A 16,128-nucleotide genomic window follows, 5' to 3' on the forward strand; every position below is an offset into this window, starting at 1 on the left:
GACGGTAACGGGTGAGCCGGGAGGCACGACGCGAGTTGGCTGTGAACGTCCTGTCCCCGGGACGGTCACCCGCGCGGCGGGGCCGCCCCGTGCCTCCCGTCCGCCCGTCAGGCGACGTAGGCGCGCGTCGCGGCCACCAGGGCGTCGACGCCCACCGGGATCGCGGTCTCGGCCTGCGGCGCGTAGAACGGCGAGTGGTTGCTCGGGATGTCCTCGCCACGGCGGAACAGCTCCGGGTCGGTGATCCCCGTGAACCAGTAGACGAGCGGGACGCCCGCCGCCGTCGCGAGCTGCCCGACGTCCTCCGACGCCATCGCCAGCCCGATCTCCAGCTCGCGCGCACCCGGCACGGCGGCGCTGACGGCCGCGAGCACCCGGGCTGCGGACTCCGCGTCGTTCACGGTCACCTCGGCACCGGGCGACCGCACGATCGTCGGCTCGGGCAGGCCACCGGCGTCGCTCTCGGCACGGACGATCCGCTCGATCGACGCGATGATCCGCGCACGGGTCTCCTCGTTGCGGGCACGCGTCGAGATCTCGATGACGGCCTGGTCGGGGATGATGTTGGCGCGGGTGCCGGCGTGGAAGCTGCCGACGGTGACGACACCGGCGTCGCTCGGCGAGACCTCGCGCGAGACGACGGTCTGCAGCCGGACGACGGCGGACGCCGCGGTGACGACCGGGTCGAGGGATGCCTGCGGCGCGGAGCCGTGCGCACCGCGACCGTTGAAGGTCACCGTGAGCCGGTCGCTCGAGGCCATCACCGGGCCGGAGCCGATCGCGACGATGCCGACCGGGGCCGGAGCGGAGTGCTGCCCGAGCACGACGTCGGGCTTCGGGAACCGGTCGACCAGGCCGTCCTCGACCATGGCGCGGGCGCCGGAGATGACCTCCTCCGCCGGCTGGAAGACGCCGACCACCGTGCCGCTCCACTGGTCCCTGGTGGCGACGAGGCGCTCGAGCGTGCCGAGCAGCCAGGTGACGTGGATGTCGTGGCCGCAGGCGTGCATCGTCGGGACGTCGTTGCCGTCCTCGTCGGTGCCGCGGTGCTGGCTGGCGTAGGGCAGACCCGTGCGCTCCTGGACCGGCAGGCCGTCCATGTCGGCGCGGAGCCACACGACCGGGCCCTCGCCGTTCGCCAGCACGCCGACGACCCCGGTGCCGCCGACGCCGGTGGTCACCTCGATGCCACCGATCTCGGCGAGCCGGTCGGCCACGATGCCCGCGGTGCGGTGCTCCTGGAAACCGAGCTCGGGGTGGGCGTGCAGGTCCTGGTACAGCGAGAGGAGGTCGAGGGTCACGGCATCCACCGTAACCCCCGACCTCCTCAGGTCGTGCTCTTGCTGACGCGACGCGTCGCTTCGTGCTTACGCGTCCTGACGCTTCAGGCGGGCGTACGAGCGCTGGCGGGCCTGCGCGTCGAGCTCGACCTTGCGGATGCGGACGACGGCCGGGGTGACCTCGACGCACTCGTCCTCGCGCGCGAACTCCAGGCACTCCTCGAGGGAGAGCTGGCGCGACGGCGTCATCGACTCGAAGGAGTCGGCGTTCGCCGAACGCATGTTCGTGAGCTTCTTCTCCTTCGTGATGTTGACGTCCATGTCGTCGGCGCGCGAGTTCTCGCCGATGACCATGCCCTCGTAGACCTCCTCGGTGGGGTTGACGAAGAACGTCATCCGCTCCTGCAGGTTCGTGATGGCGAACGGCGTGACGACACCCGAACGGTCGGACACGATCGAGCCGTTGATGCGGGTCTGGATCGGGCCGGCCCACTCGTCGTAGCCGTGCGAGATCGCGTTGGCGATGCCGGTACCGCGGGTCTCGGTCAGGAACGACGTGCGGAAGCCGATCAGGCCGCGCGACGGGACGATGAACTCCATGCGCACCCAGCCGGTGCCGTGGTTCGTCATGTTCTCCATGCGGCCCTTGCGAGCGGCCATGAGTTGCGTGATCGCGCCGAGGTACTCCTCCGGCGTGTCGATCGTCATGTGCTCGTACGGCTCCTGCAGCTTGCCGTTCTCGTCACGCTTCGTGACGACCTGCGGCTTGCCGACGGTGAGCTCGAAGCCCTCACGACGCATCTGCTCGACCAGGATGGCGAGCGCGAGCTCACCACGGCCCTGGACCTCCCAGGCATCGGGGCGACCGATGTCGAGGACCTTGAGCGAGACGTTGCCGATGAGCTCGCGGTCGAGGCGTTCCTTGACCATGCGGGCGGTCAGCTTGTGGCCCTTGACCTTGCCGACGAGCGGGCTGGTGTTCGTGCCGATCGTCATCGAGATCGCCGGGTCGTCGACCGTGATGGTCGGCAGCGGGCGGACGTCCTCGGGGTCGGTCAGCGTCTCACCGATGGTGATCGTGTCGAAGCCGGCGACGGCGACGATGTCACCGGGGCCCGCCGACTCGGCCGGGTAGCGCTCGAGGGCCTTGGTGATCAGGAGCTCGGTGATGCGGGCGTTCGCGACGGTGCCGTCGTGCTTGACCCACGCGACCGTCTGGCCCTTCTTCATCGTGCCGTGGAAGATGCGCAGCAGCGCGAGACGACCGAGGAACGGCGACGCGTCGAGGTTGGTGACGTGGGCCTGCAGCGGGTGCTGGTCGTCGTACTTCGGCGCGGGGACGTGCTGCAGGATCGCTTCGAACAGCGGCTCGAGGTCGTCGTTGTCGGGCAGCGAGCCGTCGGCCGGCTTGTTGCGCGACGCGGCACCGGCACGGCCCGAGGCGTAGACCACGGGGACGTCGAGGATCGCGTCGAGGTCGAGGTCGTCGACCTCGTCCGACAGGTCGGACGCCAGGCCGAGGAGCAGGTCCTGCGACTCGGAGACGACCTCGTCGATGCGGGAGTCGGGGCGGTCCGTCTTGTTGACGAGCAGGATCACCGGGAGCTTGGCGGCGAGCGCCTTGCGGAGCACGAAGCGCGTCTGGGGCAGCGGGCCCTCGGACGCGTCGACCAGCAGCACGACGCCGTCGACCATGGACAGGCCGCGCTCGACCTCTCCACCGAAGTCGGCGTGACCCGGGGTGTCGATCACGTTGATGGTGATGGGGCCGTCCGCGCCGAACTCGGTCGCGTGCTTGCCGTTGTAGAGCACCGACGTGTTCTTCGCGAGGATCGTGATGCCCTTCTCGCGCTCGAGGTCGTTCGAGTCCATCATGCGGTCTTCGCCCTCGAAGTGGGCGTCGAACGAGTTGGTCTGCGTGAGCATCGCGTCGACGAGGGTGGTCTTGCCGTGGTCGACGTGTGCCACGATGGCGACGTTGCGCAGGTCGGACCGGGTGGCGAGCGCCATACAGGACATCCTTCAATTTCTGGGAGAGTGTCGGGCCAGTGATTTGTCGGCACCGCACCCGCGGGCAGAACGCCCGACACGCCAGTCTACCGGTAGTTCGCAACCGTCAGGAGTACCAGCAGATGAGCCGTCGGCGAACGTGGGTCGAGATCACCATCGTGCTGCTGCTCTCACTGGGCGCCAGCGCGCTGTACTCGATCCTCCAGATCATCGACGACCTGTCGCAGACGACCCCGCTCGGTGAGCAGTCCACGGCGCTCAACACGTCGTCGACGACGGTGCAGTACGTCGACCTGGCCCGCCAGCTGCTCGGCATCGCGGTGGACCTGGCGCCGGTCGCGCTCGTCTGCTTCCTGCTGTGGAGCACGTCCCGCCCGCACCTGTCCCGGCTCGGCATCGACCGGTTCCGGGTGAAGCCCGACCTCGGTGGTCCGGCGCTCATCGCGCTCTGCATCGGGATCCCGGGGCTCGCCCTGTACTTCGCCGGGCGCGCCCTCGGCATCACGGTGAACGTGGACCCCGCTGCCCTGAACTCCTACTGGTGGACGGTGCCGGTCCTGCTGCTGTCCGCGATCCGCTCCGGCCTGCAGGAGGAGGTGATCGTGATCGGGTACCTCTACGCCCGGCTCGGTGACCTCGGGTGGGGTCGGTGGCAGGTGATCCTGTCGACGGCACTGCTGCGCGGGAGCTACCACCTGTACCAGGGCTTCGGCGCGTTCGTCGGCAACGCCGTGATGGGCATCGTGTTCGGCTGGATCTACACGAAGTGGGGCCGCCTGATGCCCCTGGTCATCACGCACTGCCTGCTGGACGCCGCGGTGTTCATCGGTTACCCCTGGGTCGCGAACGCCTTCCCCGGGTTGTTCTCGTAGCGTGAGCACATGAGCATCCCCGAGGTCGGCGAGTCCGCGCCGACGTTCACCCTGCCGGGCATGGTCGTCCGCGACGGGGTCCGCACCGACGACGAGTACGACCTGTCGTCGGAGATCGGCCGGACCGTGGTGCTCGCCTTCTACCCCGGCGACGCGACGGCCGTCTGCACCGCGCAGCTCTGCAGCTACCAGGCGGAACTCGACGAGTTCGACAACCTCGGCGCCGTGGTGTGGGGCGTCAGCCCGCAGGCCCTCGACTCGCACGAGACCTTCGCGCGCGGCTCCTCGCTCACGTTCCCCCTGCTGAGCGACACGGCCGGCTCGGTGATCCGCGACTACGGCGTGCGTGCGCCGGGGATCGGACTGCGTCGGTCGGTGTTCGTGATCGGTCCCGACGGGGTCGTGCGGTGGCGGCACGTCGGCCTGGTCGGTCTCCGGTTCCCGACGGCCGAGACCATCCGTGAACAGATCGAACTGCTCGTCTCGTAGCCCGATACCGCGGCTCCCGCCGTTCCCGGCGTGGGCAATTCCAGAATCCGTCGCGGTGGGGTATTGACACCCGAACTGGGGGCGACGACCATTGTCGGAACGAGAGGTCCACACAGGATCTGCCTCCCCGGGGAATCGGGTCGTCCGGAGATACGCGCTGGTGTGTCACACCCGCTCCCCGGGCGTCTCCGGGGAGGCATCTCGTAACCTCGTCCGGTGCACACCACCATCGTCGCCCCGGGTCTCCGTCGTCTCGCCGTCGTCCTCTGGGTCGTCGCGGTGGCGCTCGTCCCCCTGGCACTGCTCGGTGGCAGCACCCCGTGGCTCGTCCCCGTCCCGAGCATCTGCATCGCGTTCGTGGCATGGGCCGCGCTCTGGCGTCCGCGCATCGAGCTGACGCCCGAGCACCTGCGGATCGTGGACGTCCGCCGCACCAGCACCTACACGTGGTCGCGCGTCACCGAGGTGCGGACGAAGTACGGCATCGAGGTCGTCACGAGCGAGGGCGTCCGCCGCGTCTGGATCGCGACGCGCCCGACCGCGCGGCTCACCGCGCGGGTGCAGGGCCGACCGGGAGGCCCGGATCACCTCGACGTCGACGCTGCGGCCGCGCGGATGCTGACCTTCGTGCCCGCCTCGGCTCCGCAGGACGGCCCGCCGCCCGCGACCGTGACGGCGGCGCCGATCACCCACCGGGTGCACGGGTGGACGGTCCTGGCGTTCGTCGTCCTCGGGATCGCGGCGTCGCTCGCGGCGGCCCGGCTGTAGCGTGCCCGACGTCCACTCGCCCGCCGACGCAGAACGACACCCCCGACGTCGTGCGACGTCGAGGGTGTCGTCGTGGGTCGTGCGACCGCGGGACTACTTGGTGTAGCCCACGTCCTGCCACTTGACCGAGGACTGCTGGAACTGCGCTGGCCCGTAGTTCACGAGGTCCTTGCGCACACCCCAGGCGTACGGCTCGGCGAACAGCGGGATGGTGCCGGCGACGGCGACGATCTTCTTGTCGATCGCCTGCGCGTCCTTGATGCGGGCATCGGGGTCGAGCTCGGCGTTCGCCTTGTCCCATGCCGCGCCGAGCGAGTCGTCCGTCACACCGGTGTAGTTCTGACCGGCATCGGCGGGGTAGTAGATCGACTTGAGCGACGAGATCGGGAACGGCGTGCCCTGCCACGCGAAGTACGTGGCGTCGAAGTCACGGCCGTCGGTGGTGATGTACTTCGTGAAGAAGTCGTCGGTCGGCACGGTGTCGATGGTCACCTTGAAGCCGGCGAGCTTCGTCTGCTGCTGCACGAGCTGCGCGATGTTCGCCGAGTTCGGGTTGTCCGACGGGATCACGAAGCGGACGTCGAGTTCCTTGCCGCCCTTGGTCGCGTAGCCGTCCGACCCGATCTTCCAGCCGGCGTCCTCGAGCTTCGACTTCGCCTTGTCCGTGCTGTAGCCGTAGACGCTCGACACGTCGTCCTTGTACCCCTCCTGACCGGGCAGGTAGACGAGGTTGTTGAGCACGTCGCCCGGGCTCTTCACCGGCGACAGGATCGCCTGGGCGAGGACCTTGCGGTTGATCGCCTGGGCGAACGCCTGGCGCACGTCCTGGTCCTTGAAGACGTCCGAGGTGCCGTTCAGCGTGATCTGCCGCTGCGTGGTGCCGAGCGAGCGCTCGATCTTCGAGTCGGAGCGCGAGTTCGCCGTCTTGAGGTTGTCGGCGCTGCCGTTCAGGTTGAACGCGTCGAGCTCCTTGTTGCCGTAGGCCTGCGCGACGCCGTCGCGCGAGACCGTCTTGAAGACGATGGTGTCGAGCTTGCCCTCGTCGCCCCACCACTTCGAGTTCTTCTCGAACGTGACGACGCCGCCGTTGGCGTCGAAGGACTTCAGGATGTACGGGCCACCGGAGACGTAGGTCTTGCCGTCAGCGGCGTACGGGCCCTTGGCCCAGGCGGTGTTGAAGTGGTCGGGGGTGTCGACAGCCCAGTACGGGTAGATGGCGCCGAGGACGCTCGCCCAGTCGGCGTTGGTCTTCGAGAACGTCATGATGACGTCCCGCTCGTCCGAGCCCTGCTTGACCGAGTCGACGTCCTCCCACACGTTGGTGGCGAGGGGCGCGAACGCCTTGTTCGTGCCGTTCAGCGCTTTCCAGTTCGCGATGACGTCCTTCGCGCTGATCGGGGTGCCGTCAGACCACACGGCCTTCGGGTTGATCTTGATCTCGACGGTCTGGGGCGAGTCCTTGGTCAGCTCGACCGAGGTCGCGTAGTCCTTGTTCGCCTCCCACTCGCCGTTCTCCTTGAACTGGATGAAGCCCGGCAGGTAGGTCTGCGAGATCGTGGTGTCGTCCACCGTCCCGGAGTCCAGGTTGGCGAGCTGCCAGTTGGCCGGAGCGGAGTCGATCGGCAGGGTGATCGACCCGCCGTCCTTGACGTCCGCGCGGTCCGCGACGGTCCAGCCGGTCGACTTCAGCGACGACTCGGCGACTGCGGAGCTGCTGTTGCCCGCCTGCCCACCGCCGGAGCAGCCGGCCAGCACGACGGCCGCGGCCGCAGCGGTGGCCAGCACGGCGATGCCCTTGATCCTCTTTCGCATGGCGAGGATTCCCTTTCGTTGTGGTTCGCGCAGTTCGCGCTGGAACGCGACGACCCCCGCCGCCACGCCTGTTGGTTGAGAACCCTAGTCACATCCGAAGGCTCCACAAGGGTTGGTGTGGGGAATCGAAACATGCTCGTAACGAATGTTGCATAGCGTCACAACGCCAAGTCCCATCCCTCCGCCGCGAGCGGCTAACCTGTCGCCACCGACAACGCCGTCCGGACGGATGGCCGCACCCCACGAGGTCCCAGTACATGCTTGCCTTCATCGCAAAGCGGATCGTCAACTACATCGTCCTGACGATCGTCGCGACGACCCTCGGTTACATCCTCGCCAGCAGCACGCTGAACCCGGCTGCCCGGTTCCTGGGCCGCAACCCGGCCGTGCCGCAGGGCACGATCGACGCGTCCCTGCAGAAGCTGGGTGCCGATCCGGACACCCCGCTCATCGTCCGGACGTGGACCTGGTGGTCGAACCTCGTCACGCACGGGTCGCTCGGCATGAGCACCCGCGGCACCGAGGTCACGGCCGACATCGTCGCCCGCTCCGGCACGAGCCTGCGTTTGCTGGTCATCGGCACGCTGCTCGGCGCGATCCTCGGGGTGCTGCTCGGCGTGTGGAACGCCGTCCGCCAGTACCGCACGTCGGACCAGGTCTCGACGTACCTGTCGTTCGCCGTGCTCGCCACCCCGACGTTCGTCATCGCGGTCGTCCTGATGATCCTCGCGACCGCGATGAACCAGGGGCTCGGCACCCAGGTGATCCGGTTCACGGGTGAGTACACGCCGGGGGTGAACGGGTTCTTCCCGGTGCTGGGCGACCGGCTGATCCACCTGTTGTTACCCACGATCTCGCTGACCATCGGCGCCGTCGCCACGTACTCGCGGTACCAGCGCTCCGCGATGCTCGACGTGCTGTCGAACGACTTCATCCGCACCGCGCGGTCGAAGGGCCGGACGCGCGGATCGGCCATCATGCGCCACGGCGTCCGCGTCGCCCTCATCCCGATGTCGACGTTCTTCGCGTACTCGTTCGGGCTGATCCTGACCGGCGCGAGCATCACCGAGCTGGTCTTCAGCTGGCACGGCATGGGCGAGTACTTCGTCCAGGGCATCACCAACAACGACATCAACGCGGCCTCGGGCACGATCCTCTTCACGGCGATCCTCGTGCTCATCGCAGGAACCCTCGCGGACCTGCTCTACGCCGCGCTCGACCCGCGAGTGAGGGTGTGACCCGTGTCTGTTCTCGACCCCACGACCACGACCACCGCCGGTGACCCCGGTGACGGCAACGCCGGCACGCCGGCGCACGTCATCGAGGTCAAGGGCGGCCGGACGCCGCTCTGGCGCAAGGTGTTCGGCACCTGGCGTGCCCGCATCGGTGGCGGCGCCCTGCTGCTCATCCTGCTGTGGGCCTTCGTCGGCCCGCACCTGTACCACTGGAACGCCGTCGACTCCGACGGCCTGGCGTTCGGCATGCCGCCGAGCGCCGCGCACTGGTTCGGTACGAACGACATCGGCCAGGACATCTACGCGCAGACGCTCGTCGGCCTGCAGAAGTCGCTGCTCATCGGCCTCATCGCCGGTCCGGCCGCGACGCTGATCGCCGGCATCGTCGGTGCGATCGCCGGCTACTTCGGCGGCACCGTGGACCGCGTGCTCGTGTGGGTCATCGACCTGCTGCTCGTGATCCCCTCGTTCTACGCGCTCGTGCTCCTCAGCCCGGTGTTCAAGAACCTGACCTGGGTGGCGCTCATCGTCGGCCTCGCGGTATTCAGCTGGATGGTGATGGCGCGCGTCATCCGCGGCCAGACGATGTCCCTGCGCGAACGCGACTACGTCAAGGCCGCCCGCTTCATGGGTGTCCCGGCGTTCACGATCATCCGACGGCACATCCTGCCGAACGTGGCGTCCCTGCTCATCATCGACGCGACGCTCGGCGTCGGGGCCGCGATCCTGGCGGAGAGCTCGCTGAGCTTCTTCGGCTTCGGCATCCAGATCCCCGACGTCTCGCTCGGCACCCTGCTCGCCGCCGGCAGCCAGTCCGCCGTCACCCGCCCGTGGCTGTTCGTCCTGCCCGCCGCGACCCTCGTCGCGACCGTGCTCTCGACCAGCCTGCTCGGCGACGCCCTGCGCGACGCCATCGACCCCACCTCCGGAGCCAACCGTGACTGAGCCGCTGCTGACCGTGTCCGACCTGTCGGTCACGTTCAACCCGAAGACCAAGCCCGTCTACGCCGTCCGCGGGGTCGACTACACGGTGGCCCCCGGCGAGTTCCTCGGGATCGTCGGCGAGTCCGGCTCCGGCAAGTCGGTGTCCTCGATGGCCGTGATGGGTCTGCTCCCGTCGTCCGCCCACGTCGAGGGCAGCATCCGCTTCGACGGCCAGGAACTGCTCGGCAAGAACGACCGCGAGATGTCCCGCCTGCGCGGCGGCGACATCGCCATGGTGTTCCAGGACCCGCTGTCCGCCCTGACGCCCGTGTACACGATCGGCCAGCAGATCATCGAGGGGCTGCGACTGCACGACCGCTCCCTCACCCAGCACGCCGCCCGCACCCGCGCCGAGGAGCTGCTGCGCGTCGTCGGCATCCCGAACCCCGCTCGGCGCCTCGACGCGTTCCCGCACGAGTTCTCGGGCGGCATGCGGCAGCGCGCGATGATCGCCATCGCCATCGCGAACGACCCGAAGCTGATCATCGCCGACGAGCCGACCACCGCGCTCGACGTCACGATCCAGGCGCAGATCCTCGACGTGCTGCAGACGGCGAAGGACATGACCGGCGCCGCCGTGGTCCTCATCACGCACGACCTCGGTGTCGTGGCCGGCAACGCGGACCGCGTCGCCGTGATGTACGCGGGCCGCATCGTCGAGACGGCACCGGTCGAGCCGCTCTTCCGCGAGCCCGTCATGCCGTACACGATCGGGCTCCTCCGCTCGATGCCGAACATGACCGCGGCCCGCACCGAACGGCTCGTCCCGCTCGAGGGCCGCCCGCCCCTGCTCACGCAGAAGCCGACCGGCTGCCCGTTCGCCGACCGCTGCCCCGCCGTGATCGACGCTTGCCGCGACGGCGAACCGGCGCTCATCGCCCCGACCATCACGCAGGCCGGTGCCGGCGCCATCACGAACGCCGGCGGTGACACGGTCGCCGACATCGCCACGGGCGCCGCGGTCTCCGCACCCGCCGTGCTCGTCGACCACACCGCCGCGTGCATCCGTCGCGACGAGATCGCCGCCGGCACCCTCGAACGGTCGGAGATCTTCCCCCGGCCCGACGACGTCCCCGAGGCGACGATCGACCACGGCGACGACGTCGTCCTCGAGCTCACCGACGTCGTCAAGACGTTCCCGCTCACCAAGGGCGCGCTCTTCCGCCGGCAGATCGGCGAGGTGCACGCGGTCGACGGCATCTCGTTGACGCTCAAGCGCGGGCAGGTGCTCGGCCTGGTCGGCGAATCCGGCTGCGGCAAGACCACCACGATCATGGAGATCCTCGAGCTCGCCGGCGCCCAGCAGGGCACCATCCGGGTGAACGGCGTCGACACTGCGTCGCTGTCGAAGAAGGACCGCCTGGCGATCCGCCGCGACATCCAGGTCGTGTTCCAGGACCCGATGGCGTCGATCGACCCCCGGCTCGACATCGGTTCGGTGATCGGTGAGCCGCTGACGGTGCACGGCGTCGCGAAGGACGAGATCCGGCGACGGGTCCGCGAGGTCCTCGAACTCGTCGGGCTCGAGCCGAGCTACATCGACCGGTACCCGCACGAGTTCTCCGGTGGCCAACGGCAGCGCATCGGCATCGCCCGCGCGCTCATCGTCGAGCCGAAGATCCTGGTGCTCGACGAGCCCGTCTCGGCGCTCGACGTCTCGGTGCAGGCCGGCGTGATCAACCTGCTCGAGGACCTGAAGCACCGCCTCGGCCTGTCGTACCTCTTCGTCGCCCACGACCTGTCCGTCGTCCGGCACATCGCCGACGACGTCGCGGTCATGTACCTCGGCCGCATCGTCGAGTACGGCGACGGCGACAAGGTGTTCTCCGACCCGCAGCACCCGTACACGCGCGCGCTGCTGTCGGCAGTACCGGTGCCGGACCCGTCCGCCGAGGCCGCCCGTGGTCGGATCCTGCTCGACGGCGACCTGCCCTCGCCCACGGAGCGCATCGACGGCTGCCGGTTCCGCACCCGCTGCCCGCTCTACCAGCTCCTCGACGAGGGCCGGCAGGAGCAGTGCCGCACCGTGGACCCGCGCCTGCAGGACGTGCACGGCCGCGGCGTCGCGTGCATCCAGACCGACCAGGAGCACCTGCTCACCGAGCGGGTCGGCGCGGTCGTCTGACGACGCGGGTCACGTGGTGGACGCGACCAGCAGACCGACGGGAGGCCCGGCGCACGTCCTGCGCCGGGCCTCCCGTCCGTCTTGTGGTCGCGATCGCGAGCCGCGTCAGCCGCCCAGCGACAGGCTCAGCAGCGAGACCACGAGGAGCGCCAGCGCGACCGCGCCGACGACGACGGCAGGTCGGTCCCAGCCGCGCACGGCGTCGCCGTCACCGGCGACGGCACGCTGCTCCGCCCAACGGTCGAGCAGCACGGTCATCTCGTCCGGCTGGCGCAGCACGGCACGCTCACCGCGCCGGGCGGGCTTCGGCCGGGGCAGCGACGGACCGCCCCAGCACTGCACGCGACGCCCGGCGACCGTCTCGATGACGATCTGCCAGCGGAGCTTGACGTCGGCGACCGCGTGCCACGGCACCACGGTACGGCGGAGCGGGTTGACGACGGTGACGGCAGTGTCGTCGATGCGGATGCACGGGCGGTACGTGAGCACCCACAGGACCCAGACGAGCACGGCGACCGGTCCGACGGCGTCGAGCACCACGATCCAGCTGCCGCGCACCGCCGCGTCGACCAGCAGGAATAGGCCCAGGACGGCGACGAGGCCGGCCGCCACGGCGCCTCCGCGACCAGCGCGGAGGACGACGGGACGTCCGGCCTCGTTCGTGTCCAGCAGGATCAGCGTCCGAACTCGAACCCGGCGCCGGGGATGGCGGCCAGGAGGTCCTTCGTGTACTGCTCCTTCGGTGCGGCGAAGACCTCGTCGGTCGTCGCCTTCTCGACGATCTTGCCCTGGCGCATGACGCACACGTTGTCCGCGACCAGGCGGACGACCGCCAGGTCGTGCGTGATGAACAGGTAGGTCAGGCCGAGTTCGCTCTGCAGCTCCGTCAGCAGGTCGAGGATCTGCCCCTGCACGAGCACGTCGAGCGCGGAGACGGCCTCGTCGAGGACGATGACCTCCGGCTTGAGCGCGAGCGCGCGGGCGACGGCGATGCGCTGCCGCTGCCCACCCGAGAGCTCGTTCGGGTAGCGGTTGACCATCGACTTCGGCAGCGCGACCTGGTCGAGCAGCTCGAGCACGCGGGCCCGACGCGATGCCTTGTCGCCCACCTTGTGCGTGGCGAGCGGCTCGGCGATCGTGTTCCCGACGTTGTACATCGGGTCCAGGGAGCCGTACGGGTCCTGGAACACCGGCTGCACGCGGCGGCGGAAGTCGAAGAGGTCCTTGCCCTTCAGCGCGCCGATGTCGATGCCGTCGAACTGCACGGTGCCGCTCGAGATGCTCTCGAGCTGCAGCACCAGCTTGGCGACGGTCGACTTGCCCGAACCGGACTCGCCGACGAGCGCCGTGGTGGTGCCCTTCGGGATCGCGAACGACACGTCGTCGACGGCCTTGAGCTCGCGGGTGGCGAGGCTCTTGCCACGCAGCTTGTAGATCTTCTCGAGGTTCTTCACCACGATGAGGTCCTCGGCGGGGCGGTGCTCGCGCTCCTGCGCCCGGGCGATGAGCTCGGCGTCGTCGCTGCCGGCGTCGGCGATCTCGATGCGCTCGTGCTGCACCTTCGACTGGATGCGACGGCTCGCGAGCGAAGGCGCCGCGGCGACCAGGCGCTGCGTGTACGGGTGCTGCGGGTTGGCCAGGATCTCCTTCGAGGGACCGGCCTCGACGACCTGGCCCTTGTACATCACGACGAGCTTCTCGGCGCGCTCAGCCGCGAGGCCGAGGTCGTGCGTGATGAACAGCACCGAGGTGCCGAAGTCGCGGGTCAGGCTCTCGAGGTGGTCGAGGATGACGCGCTGGACCGTGACGTCGAGCGCGCTCGTCGGCTCGTCGGCGATGAGCAGCTGCGGGCGGCTCGACAGACCGATGCCGATGAGCACGCGCTGCCGCATGCCGCCGGAGAACTCGTGCGGGTACTGCTTGAGGCGGTTCGCGGCGTCGCCGAGGCCCGCCTCCTTCAGGACCTCGATCGCGCGGTCGCGGACGGCCTTCTTGCCGGTGGCCATGCCGTTCGCACGGATCGCCTCCTCGACCTGGAAGCCGATCGACCACAGCGGGTTGAGGTTCGACATCGGGTCCTGCGGGACGTAGCCGATCTCCTTCCCGCGGATCTCGGACATCTCCTTGTCGCTCAGCCCGACGAGCTCGCGCCCGTTGAACTTGATCGACCCGCCGGTGACCTGGCCGGTGCCGGGCAGCAGCTTGATGATGGCCTGGGCGCTCGTCGACTTGCCGGAGCCGGACTCGCCGACGATGGCCAGACGCTCACCCTGCTCGAGGGTGAGGTCGACGCTCCGCACGGCCTGCACGAGACCGGACTGCGTCTTGAAGCCGACCTGCAGGTCGCGGATCTCGAGCAGCGGGGCGCCGTCGGCGTTGGTGCGTCGGCCGGTGGGGTTGGTCAGCGTCTCGCTCATCGGCGGGCCCTCGCCTTCGGGTCGAGCGCGTCGCGCACCACGTCACCGAGGAGCAGGAACGCGAGCACGGTGATGGACAGCGCGGCCGACGGCCAGAAGATCGTCGACGGGTTGGTGCGGATCGACGTCTGTGCCGTACCGATGTCGAGACCCCAGCTGAGGGCCGACGGCGGCAGTCCGATGCCGAGGAACGACAGGGTCGCCTCGGCCACGATGAACGTGCCGAGCGAGACGGTCGCGACCACGATGACCGGAGCCAGCGAGTTCGGGATGACGTGGCGCACGAGCGTCTTGAACCGGCTGACGCCCAGGGCCGCCGACGCCATGACGTAGTCCGCCTGCTTGGCGCTCAGGACGGCACCGCGCATGATGCGGGCGATCTGCGGCCAGGCGAACGCGGCGAGCACGAGCGCGACGGTGATCGCGTTCCGCGCCGGGATGACCGACATGATCACGATCGCACCGAGGACGGTGGGGATCGAGAAGAAGATGTCACCGATGCGGGACACGATCGTGTCGAGCCAGCCGCCGTAGAAACCGGCCAGCGCACCGATCACGATGCCGACGAGCGACACCAGGACGGTCGCGACGATGCCGACGATGAGCGAGTTCTGGGCGCCCCAGATCACGCGGGCGTAGACGTCGGAGCCCTGACGCGTGAAGCCGAGGATGTGCCCGGCCTCGGGTCCGCCGTCGCTGTTGTCGAGGTTCGACGCACGCGGGTCGACGTGGGCGAAGAGCCCCGGGAAGACCGCGACGACGATGATCAGCAGGATCAGGATCGAGGAGATCCAGAACGTCGGGCGGGTCCGCATGGACTCCCAGGCGTCGGTCCAGAGGGAACGGGTCTTCTCGTCCTCGTTGACCTGGTCGATCGCCTGCAGGGGCGTTTCCTCGAGCGGGGCGACGAAGTGCGTCGCCGAGCGGGGTGCGGCGTTACTTGGCATAGCGGATCCTCGGGTCCAGGACGGCGTAGAGCAGGTCCACCAGGAGGTTGGCGAGCATGAAGATGATGACCATCACGGCGACGAAGGAGACCACCGTCGGGCCCTCGCCGAGCTTGACGGCGCGGAACACCGTGCCGCCGACACCGTTGATGTTGAAGATGCCCTCGGTGACGATCGCACCGACCATCAGGTTGCCGATGTCGACACCCAGGTAGGTCACCACGGGGATGAGCGAGTTCCGGAAGATGTGCACGCCGACCACACGACGACGGGGCAGGCCCTTGGCGGTGGCGGTGCGCACGAAGTCCGCCGTGGTGTTCTCGGCCACGCTCGCACGGGTGAGCCGCACGATGTAGGCGAACGACACGGACGCCAGGACGATCGCCGGCAGGACCAGTTCGTCCCACGGCGCTTGCCCGGACACCGTGACCCGGAACAACCCGAGCTTGATGCCGAACACGTACTGCAGCACGAACCCGACGACGAAGGTCGGCACCGAGATGAGCAGCAGCGAGACGACGAGCGCGGTGGCGTCGAACAGCTTGCCCTTGCGCAGACCCGCGATGACACCGACGACGATGCCGGCGACGGCCTCGAACACGAGCGCGAGGATCGCGAGACGAGCGGTGATCGGGAACGCGGAGGCGAGCTGCTGGCTGACCGGCAGACCGGAGTAGGTCACGCCGAGGTCGCCGCGGAACACGCCGCCGATCCAGAGCAGGTACTGGACGATGAACGGCTTGTCCAGGTTGTACTGCTGGCGCAGGGTCTCGATGACCTGCGGCGACGGCTGGCGGTCGCCGAACAGCGCTGCGATGGGGTCGCCGGGCAGCGAGAACACCATGAAGTAGATGAGGAACGTGGCCCCGAAGAACACGGGGATGAGTTGCAGGAGGCGCTTGCCGAGGTACCAGAGCATCAGATCCCTGCCCGGTCCGGAGCGATGTCGATCAGGTTCATTGTGGTGAGGGGTGGACGTTCCGAGGGTCGGCACGGATGTCCGGTTCGGGCGGCGGCGCCCGATGTGGTGGGGGAAGGTGTTGCCGCCGTGGTACGGGGGTGGGGGGGGCGGGGGGGGGGCCCCCCCCCCCCCCCGGGGGGGGGGGGGGGGGGGGGCGCCCCCCCCGGGGGGGGGGGGGGGGGGGGGGGTGGGGATGTTCGCCGGGGCGGGGGAGCCCCGGCCCCCGGG

Annotated in this window: 13 protein-coding genes; 6 read left to right on the forward strand and 7 right to left on the reverse strand. The window is 69.3% G+C overall.

Features of this window, described 5'->3' with window-relative positions; all coding sequences use genetic code 11:
* Nucleotides 1–107: 107 nt before the first annotated feature.
* Together ABH929_RS16620 and typA are read right to left on the reverse strand one after the other, a co-directional pair.
* The gene (locus ABH929_RS16620) at nucleotides 108–1,301 is read right to left on the reverse strand and encodes an amidohydrolase (protein WP_404561993.1); all 1,194 of its coding nucleotides are present in this window, start codon (nucleotides 1,299–1,301) and stop codon (nucleotides 108–110) included.
* A 66-nt stretch (nucleotides 1,302–1,367) separates the two neighbouring features.
* On the reverse strand, nucleotides 1,368–3,290 hold the full coding sequence (gene typA / locus ABH929_RS16625; protein WP_222659974.1) for a translational GTPase TypA: 1,923 nt from the start codon (nucleotides 3,288–3,290) through the stop codon (nucleotides 1,368–1,370).
* Nucleotides 3,291–3,412: 122 nt separating this feature from the next.
* Here typA and ABH929_RS16630 point away from each other — a divergent pair, with 122 nt between their 5' ends.
* The 3 genes from ABH929_RS16630 to ABH929_RS16640 all read left to right on the forward strand — a co-directional run bounded on the left by ABH929_RS16630 (nucleotide 3,413) and on the right by ABH929_RS16640 (nucleotide 5,419).
* Nucleotides 3,413–4,162: a CPBP family intramembrane glutamic endopeptidase gene (locus ABH929_RS16630; RefSeq protein WP_404561994.1), complete on the forward strand. Its 750-nt coding sequence runs from the start codon at nucleotides 3,413–3,415 to the stop codon at nucleotides 4,160–4,162.
* Nucleotides 4,163–4,171: 9 nt separating this feature from the next.
* The gene (locus ABH929_RS16635) at nucleotides 4,172–4,651 is read left to right on the forward strand and encodes a peroxiredoxin (protein ID WP_404561996.1); all 480 of its coding nucleotides are present in this window, start codon (nucleotides 4,172–4,174) and stop codon (nucleotides 4,649–4,651) included.
* Nucleotides 4,652–4,867: 216 nt separating this feature from the next.
* Nucleotides 4,868–5,419, forward strand: coding sequence for a PH domain-containing protein (locus ABH929_RS16640; protein ID WP_205464124.1), 552 nt, complete (start codon nucleotides 4,868–4,870; stop codon nucleotides 5,417–5,419).
* Nucleotides 5,420–5,512: 93 nt separating this feature from the next.
* On the opposite strand, the gene ABH929_RS16645 is transcribed toward ABH929_RS16640, so the two are convergent.
* The gene (locus ABH929_RS16645; protein ID WP_205464123.1) at nucleotides 5,513–7,231 is read right to left on the reverse strand and encodes an ABC transporter family substrate-binding protein; all 1,719 of its coding nucleotides are present in this window, start codon (nucleotides 7,229–7,231) and stop codon (nucleotides 5,513–5,515) included.
* 257 nt (nucleotides 7,232–7,488) lie between these two features.
* On the opposite strand from ABH929_RS16645, the gene ABH929_RS16650 reads away from it, so the two are divergent.
* The 3 genes from ABH929_RS16650 to ABH929_RS16660 are packed head-to-tail and all read left to right on the forward strand — an operon-like array spanning nucleotide 7,489 to nucleotide 11,575.
* Nucleotides 7,489–8,469 (forward strand): ABC transporter permease, encoded by a 981-nt coding sequence (locus tag ABH929_RS16650; RefSeq protein WP_205464122.1) that lies wholly within the window; start codon nucleotides 7,489–7,491, stop codon nucleotides 8,467–8,469.
* Between the two features lie 3 nt (nucleotides 8,470–8,472).
* On the forward strand, nucleotides 8,473–9,411 hold the full coding sequence (locus ABH929_RS16655) for an ABC transporter permease (RefSeq protein WP_123340697.1): 939 nt from the start codon (nucleotides 8,473–8,475) through the stop codon (nucleotides 9,409–9,411).
* The gene (locus ABH929_RS16660) at nucleotides 9,404–11,575 is read left to right on the forward strand and encodes a dipeptide ABC transporter ATP-binding protein (protein ID WP_404562000.1); all 2,172 of its coding nucleotides are present in this window, start codon (nucleotides 9,404–9,406) and stop codon (nucleotides 11,573–11,575) included. Before ABH929_RS16655 ends, ABH929_RS16660 begins: the two co-directional genes overlap by 8 nt.
* 105 nt (nucleotides 11,576–11,680) lie before the next feature.
* Here the strand turns inward: ABH929_RS16660 and ABH929_RS16665 are convergent, their stop codons facing one another.
* The 4 genes from ABH929_RS16665 to ABH929_RS16680 form a co-directional block, all read right to left on the reverse strand.
* A complete protein-coding gene (locus ABH929_RS16665; RefSeq protein WP_404562001.1) occupies nucleotides 11,681–12,187 on the reverse strand; it encodes a PH domain-containing protein in 507 nt (168 codons plus the stop codon).
* Between the two features lie 62 nt (nucleotides 12,188–12,249).
* Nucleotides 12,250–13,992 carry a dipeptide ABC transporter ATP-binding protein gene (locus tag ABH929_RS16670; protein ID WP_404562003.1) on the reverse strand — a complete coding sequence of 581 codons (1,743 nt, stop codon included), beginning with the start codon at nucleotides 13,990–13,992 and terminating at the stop codon, nucleotides 12,250–12,252.
* A complete protein-coding gene (locus tag ABH929_RS16675) occupies nucleotides 13,989–14,939 on the reverse strand; it encodes an ABC transporter permease (protein WP_111084969.1) in 951 nt (316 codons plus the stop codon). Before ABH929_RS16675 ends, ABH929_RS16670 begins: the two co-directional genes overlap by 4 nt.
* Nucleotides 14,929–15,858: an ABC transporter permease gene (locus tag ABH929_RS16680; RefSeq protein ID WP_123313322.1), complete on the reverse strand. Its 930-nt coding sequence runs from the start codon at nucleotides 15,856–15,858 to the stop codon at nucleotides 14,929–14,931. Before ABH929_RS16680 ends, ABH929_RS16675 begins: the two co-directional genes overlap by 11 nt.
* Between the last annotated feature and the right edge of the window lie 270 nt (nucleotides 15,859–16,128).

This window comes from Curtobacterium sp. AB7 (assembly GCF_044909335.1).
Lineage (GTDB): Bacteria > Actinomycetota > Actinomycetes > Actinomycetales > Microbacteriaceae > Curtobacterium.

Excerpts from the sequence above, each read along its gene's own strand:
- typA (WP_222659974.1), bottom strand. The coding sequence starts at position 3,290 with ATGGCGCTCGCCACCCGGTCCGACCTGCGCAACGTCGCCATCGTGGCA.
- ABH929_RS16630 (WP_404561994.1), top strand. The coding sequence starts at position 3,413 with ATGAGCCGTCGGCGAACGTGGGTCGAGATCACCATCGTGCTGCTGCTC.
- ABH929_RS16635 (WP_404561996.1), top strand. The coding sequence starts at position 4,172 with ATGAGCATCCCCGAGGTCGGCGAGTCCGCGCCGACGTTCACCCTGCCG.
- ABH929_RS16645 (WP_205464123.1), bottom strand. The coding sequence starts at position 7,231 with ATGCGAAAGAGGATCAAGGGCATCGCCGTGCTGGCCACCGCTGCGGCC.
- ABH929_RS16650 (WP_205464122.1), top strand. The coding sequence starts at position 7,489 with ATGCTTGCCTTCATCGCAAAGCGGATCGTCAACTACATCGTCCTGACG.
- ABH929_RS16670 (WP_404562003.1), bottom strand. The coding sequence starts at position 13,992 with ATGAGCGAGACGCTGACCAACCCCACCGGCCGACGCACCAACGCCGAC.
- ABH929_RS16675 (WP_111084969.1), bottom strand. The coding sequence starts at position 14,939 with ATGCCAAGTAACGCCGCACCCCGCTCGGCGACGCACTTCGTCGCCCCG.
- ABH929_RS16680 (WP_123313322.1), bottom strand. The coding sequence starts at position 15,858 with ATGCTCTGGTACCTCGGCAAGCGCCTCCTGCAACTCATCCCCGTGTTC.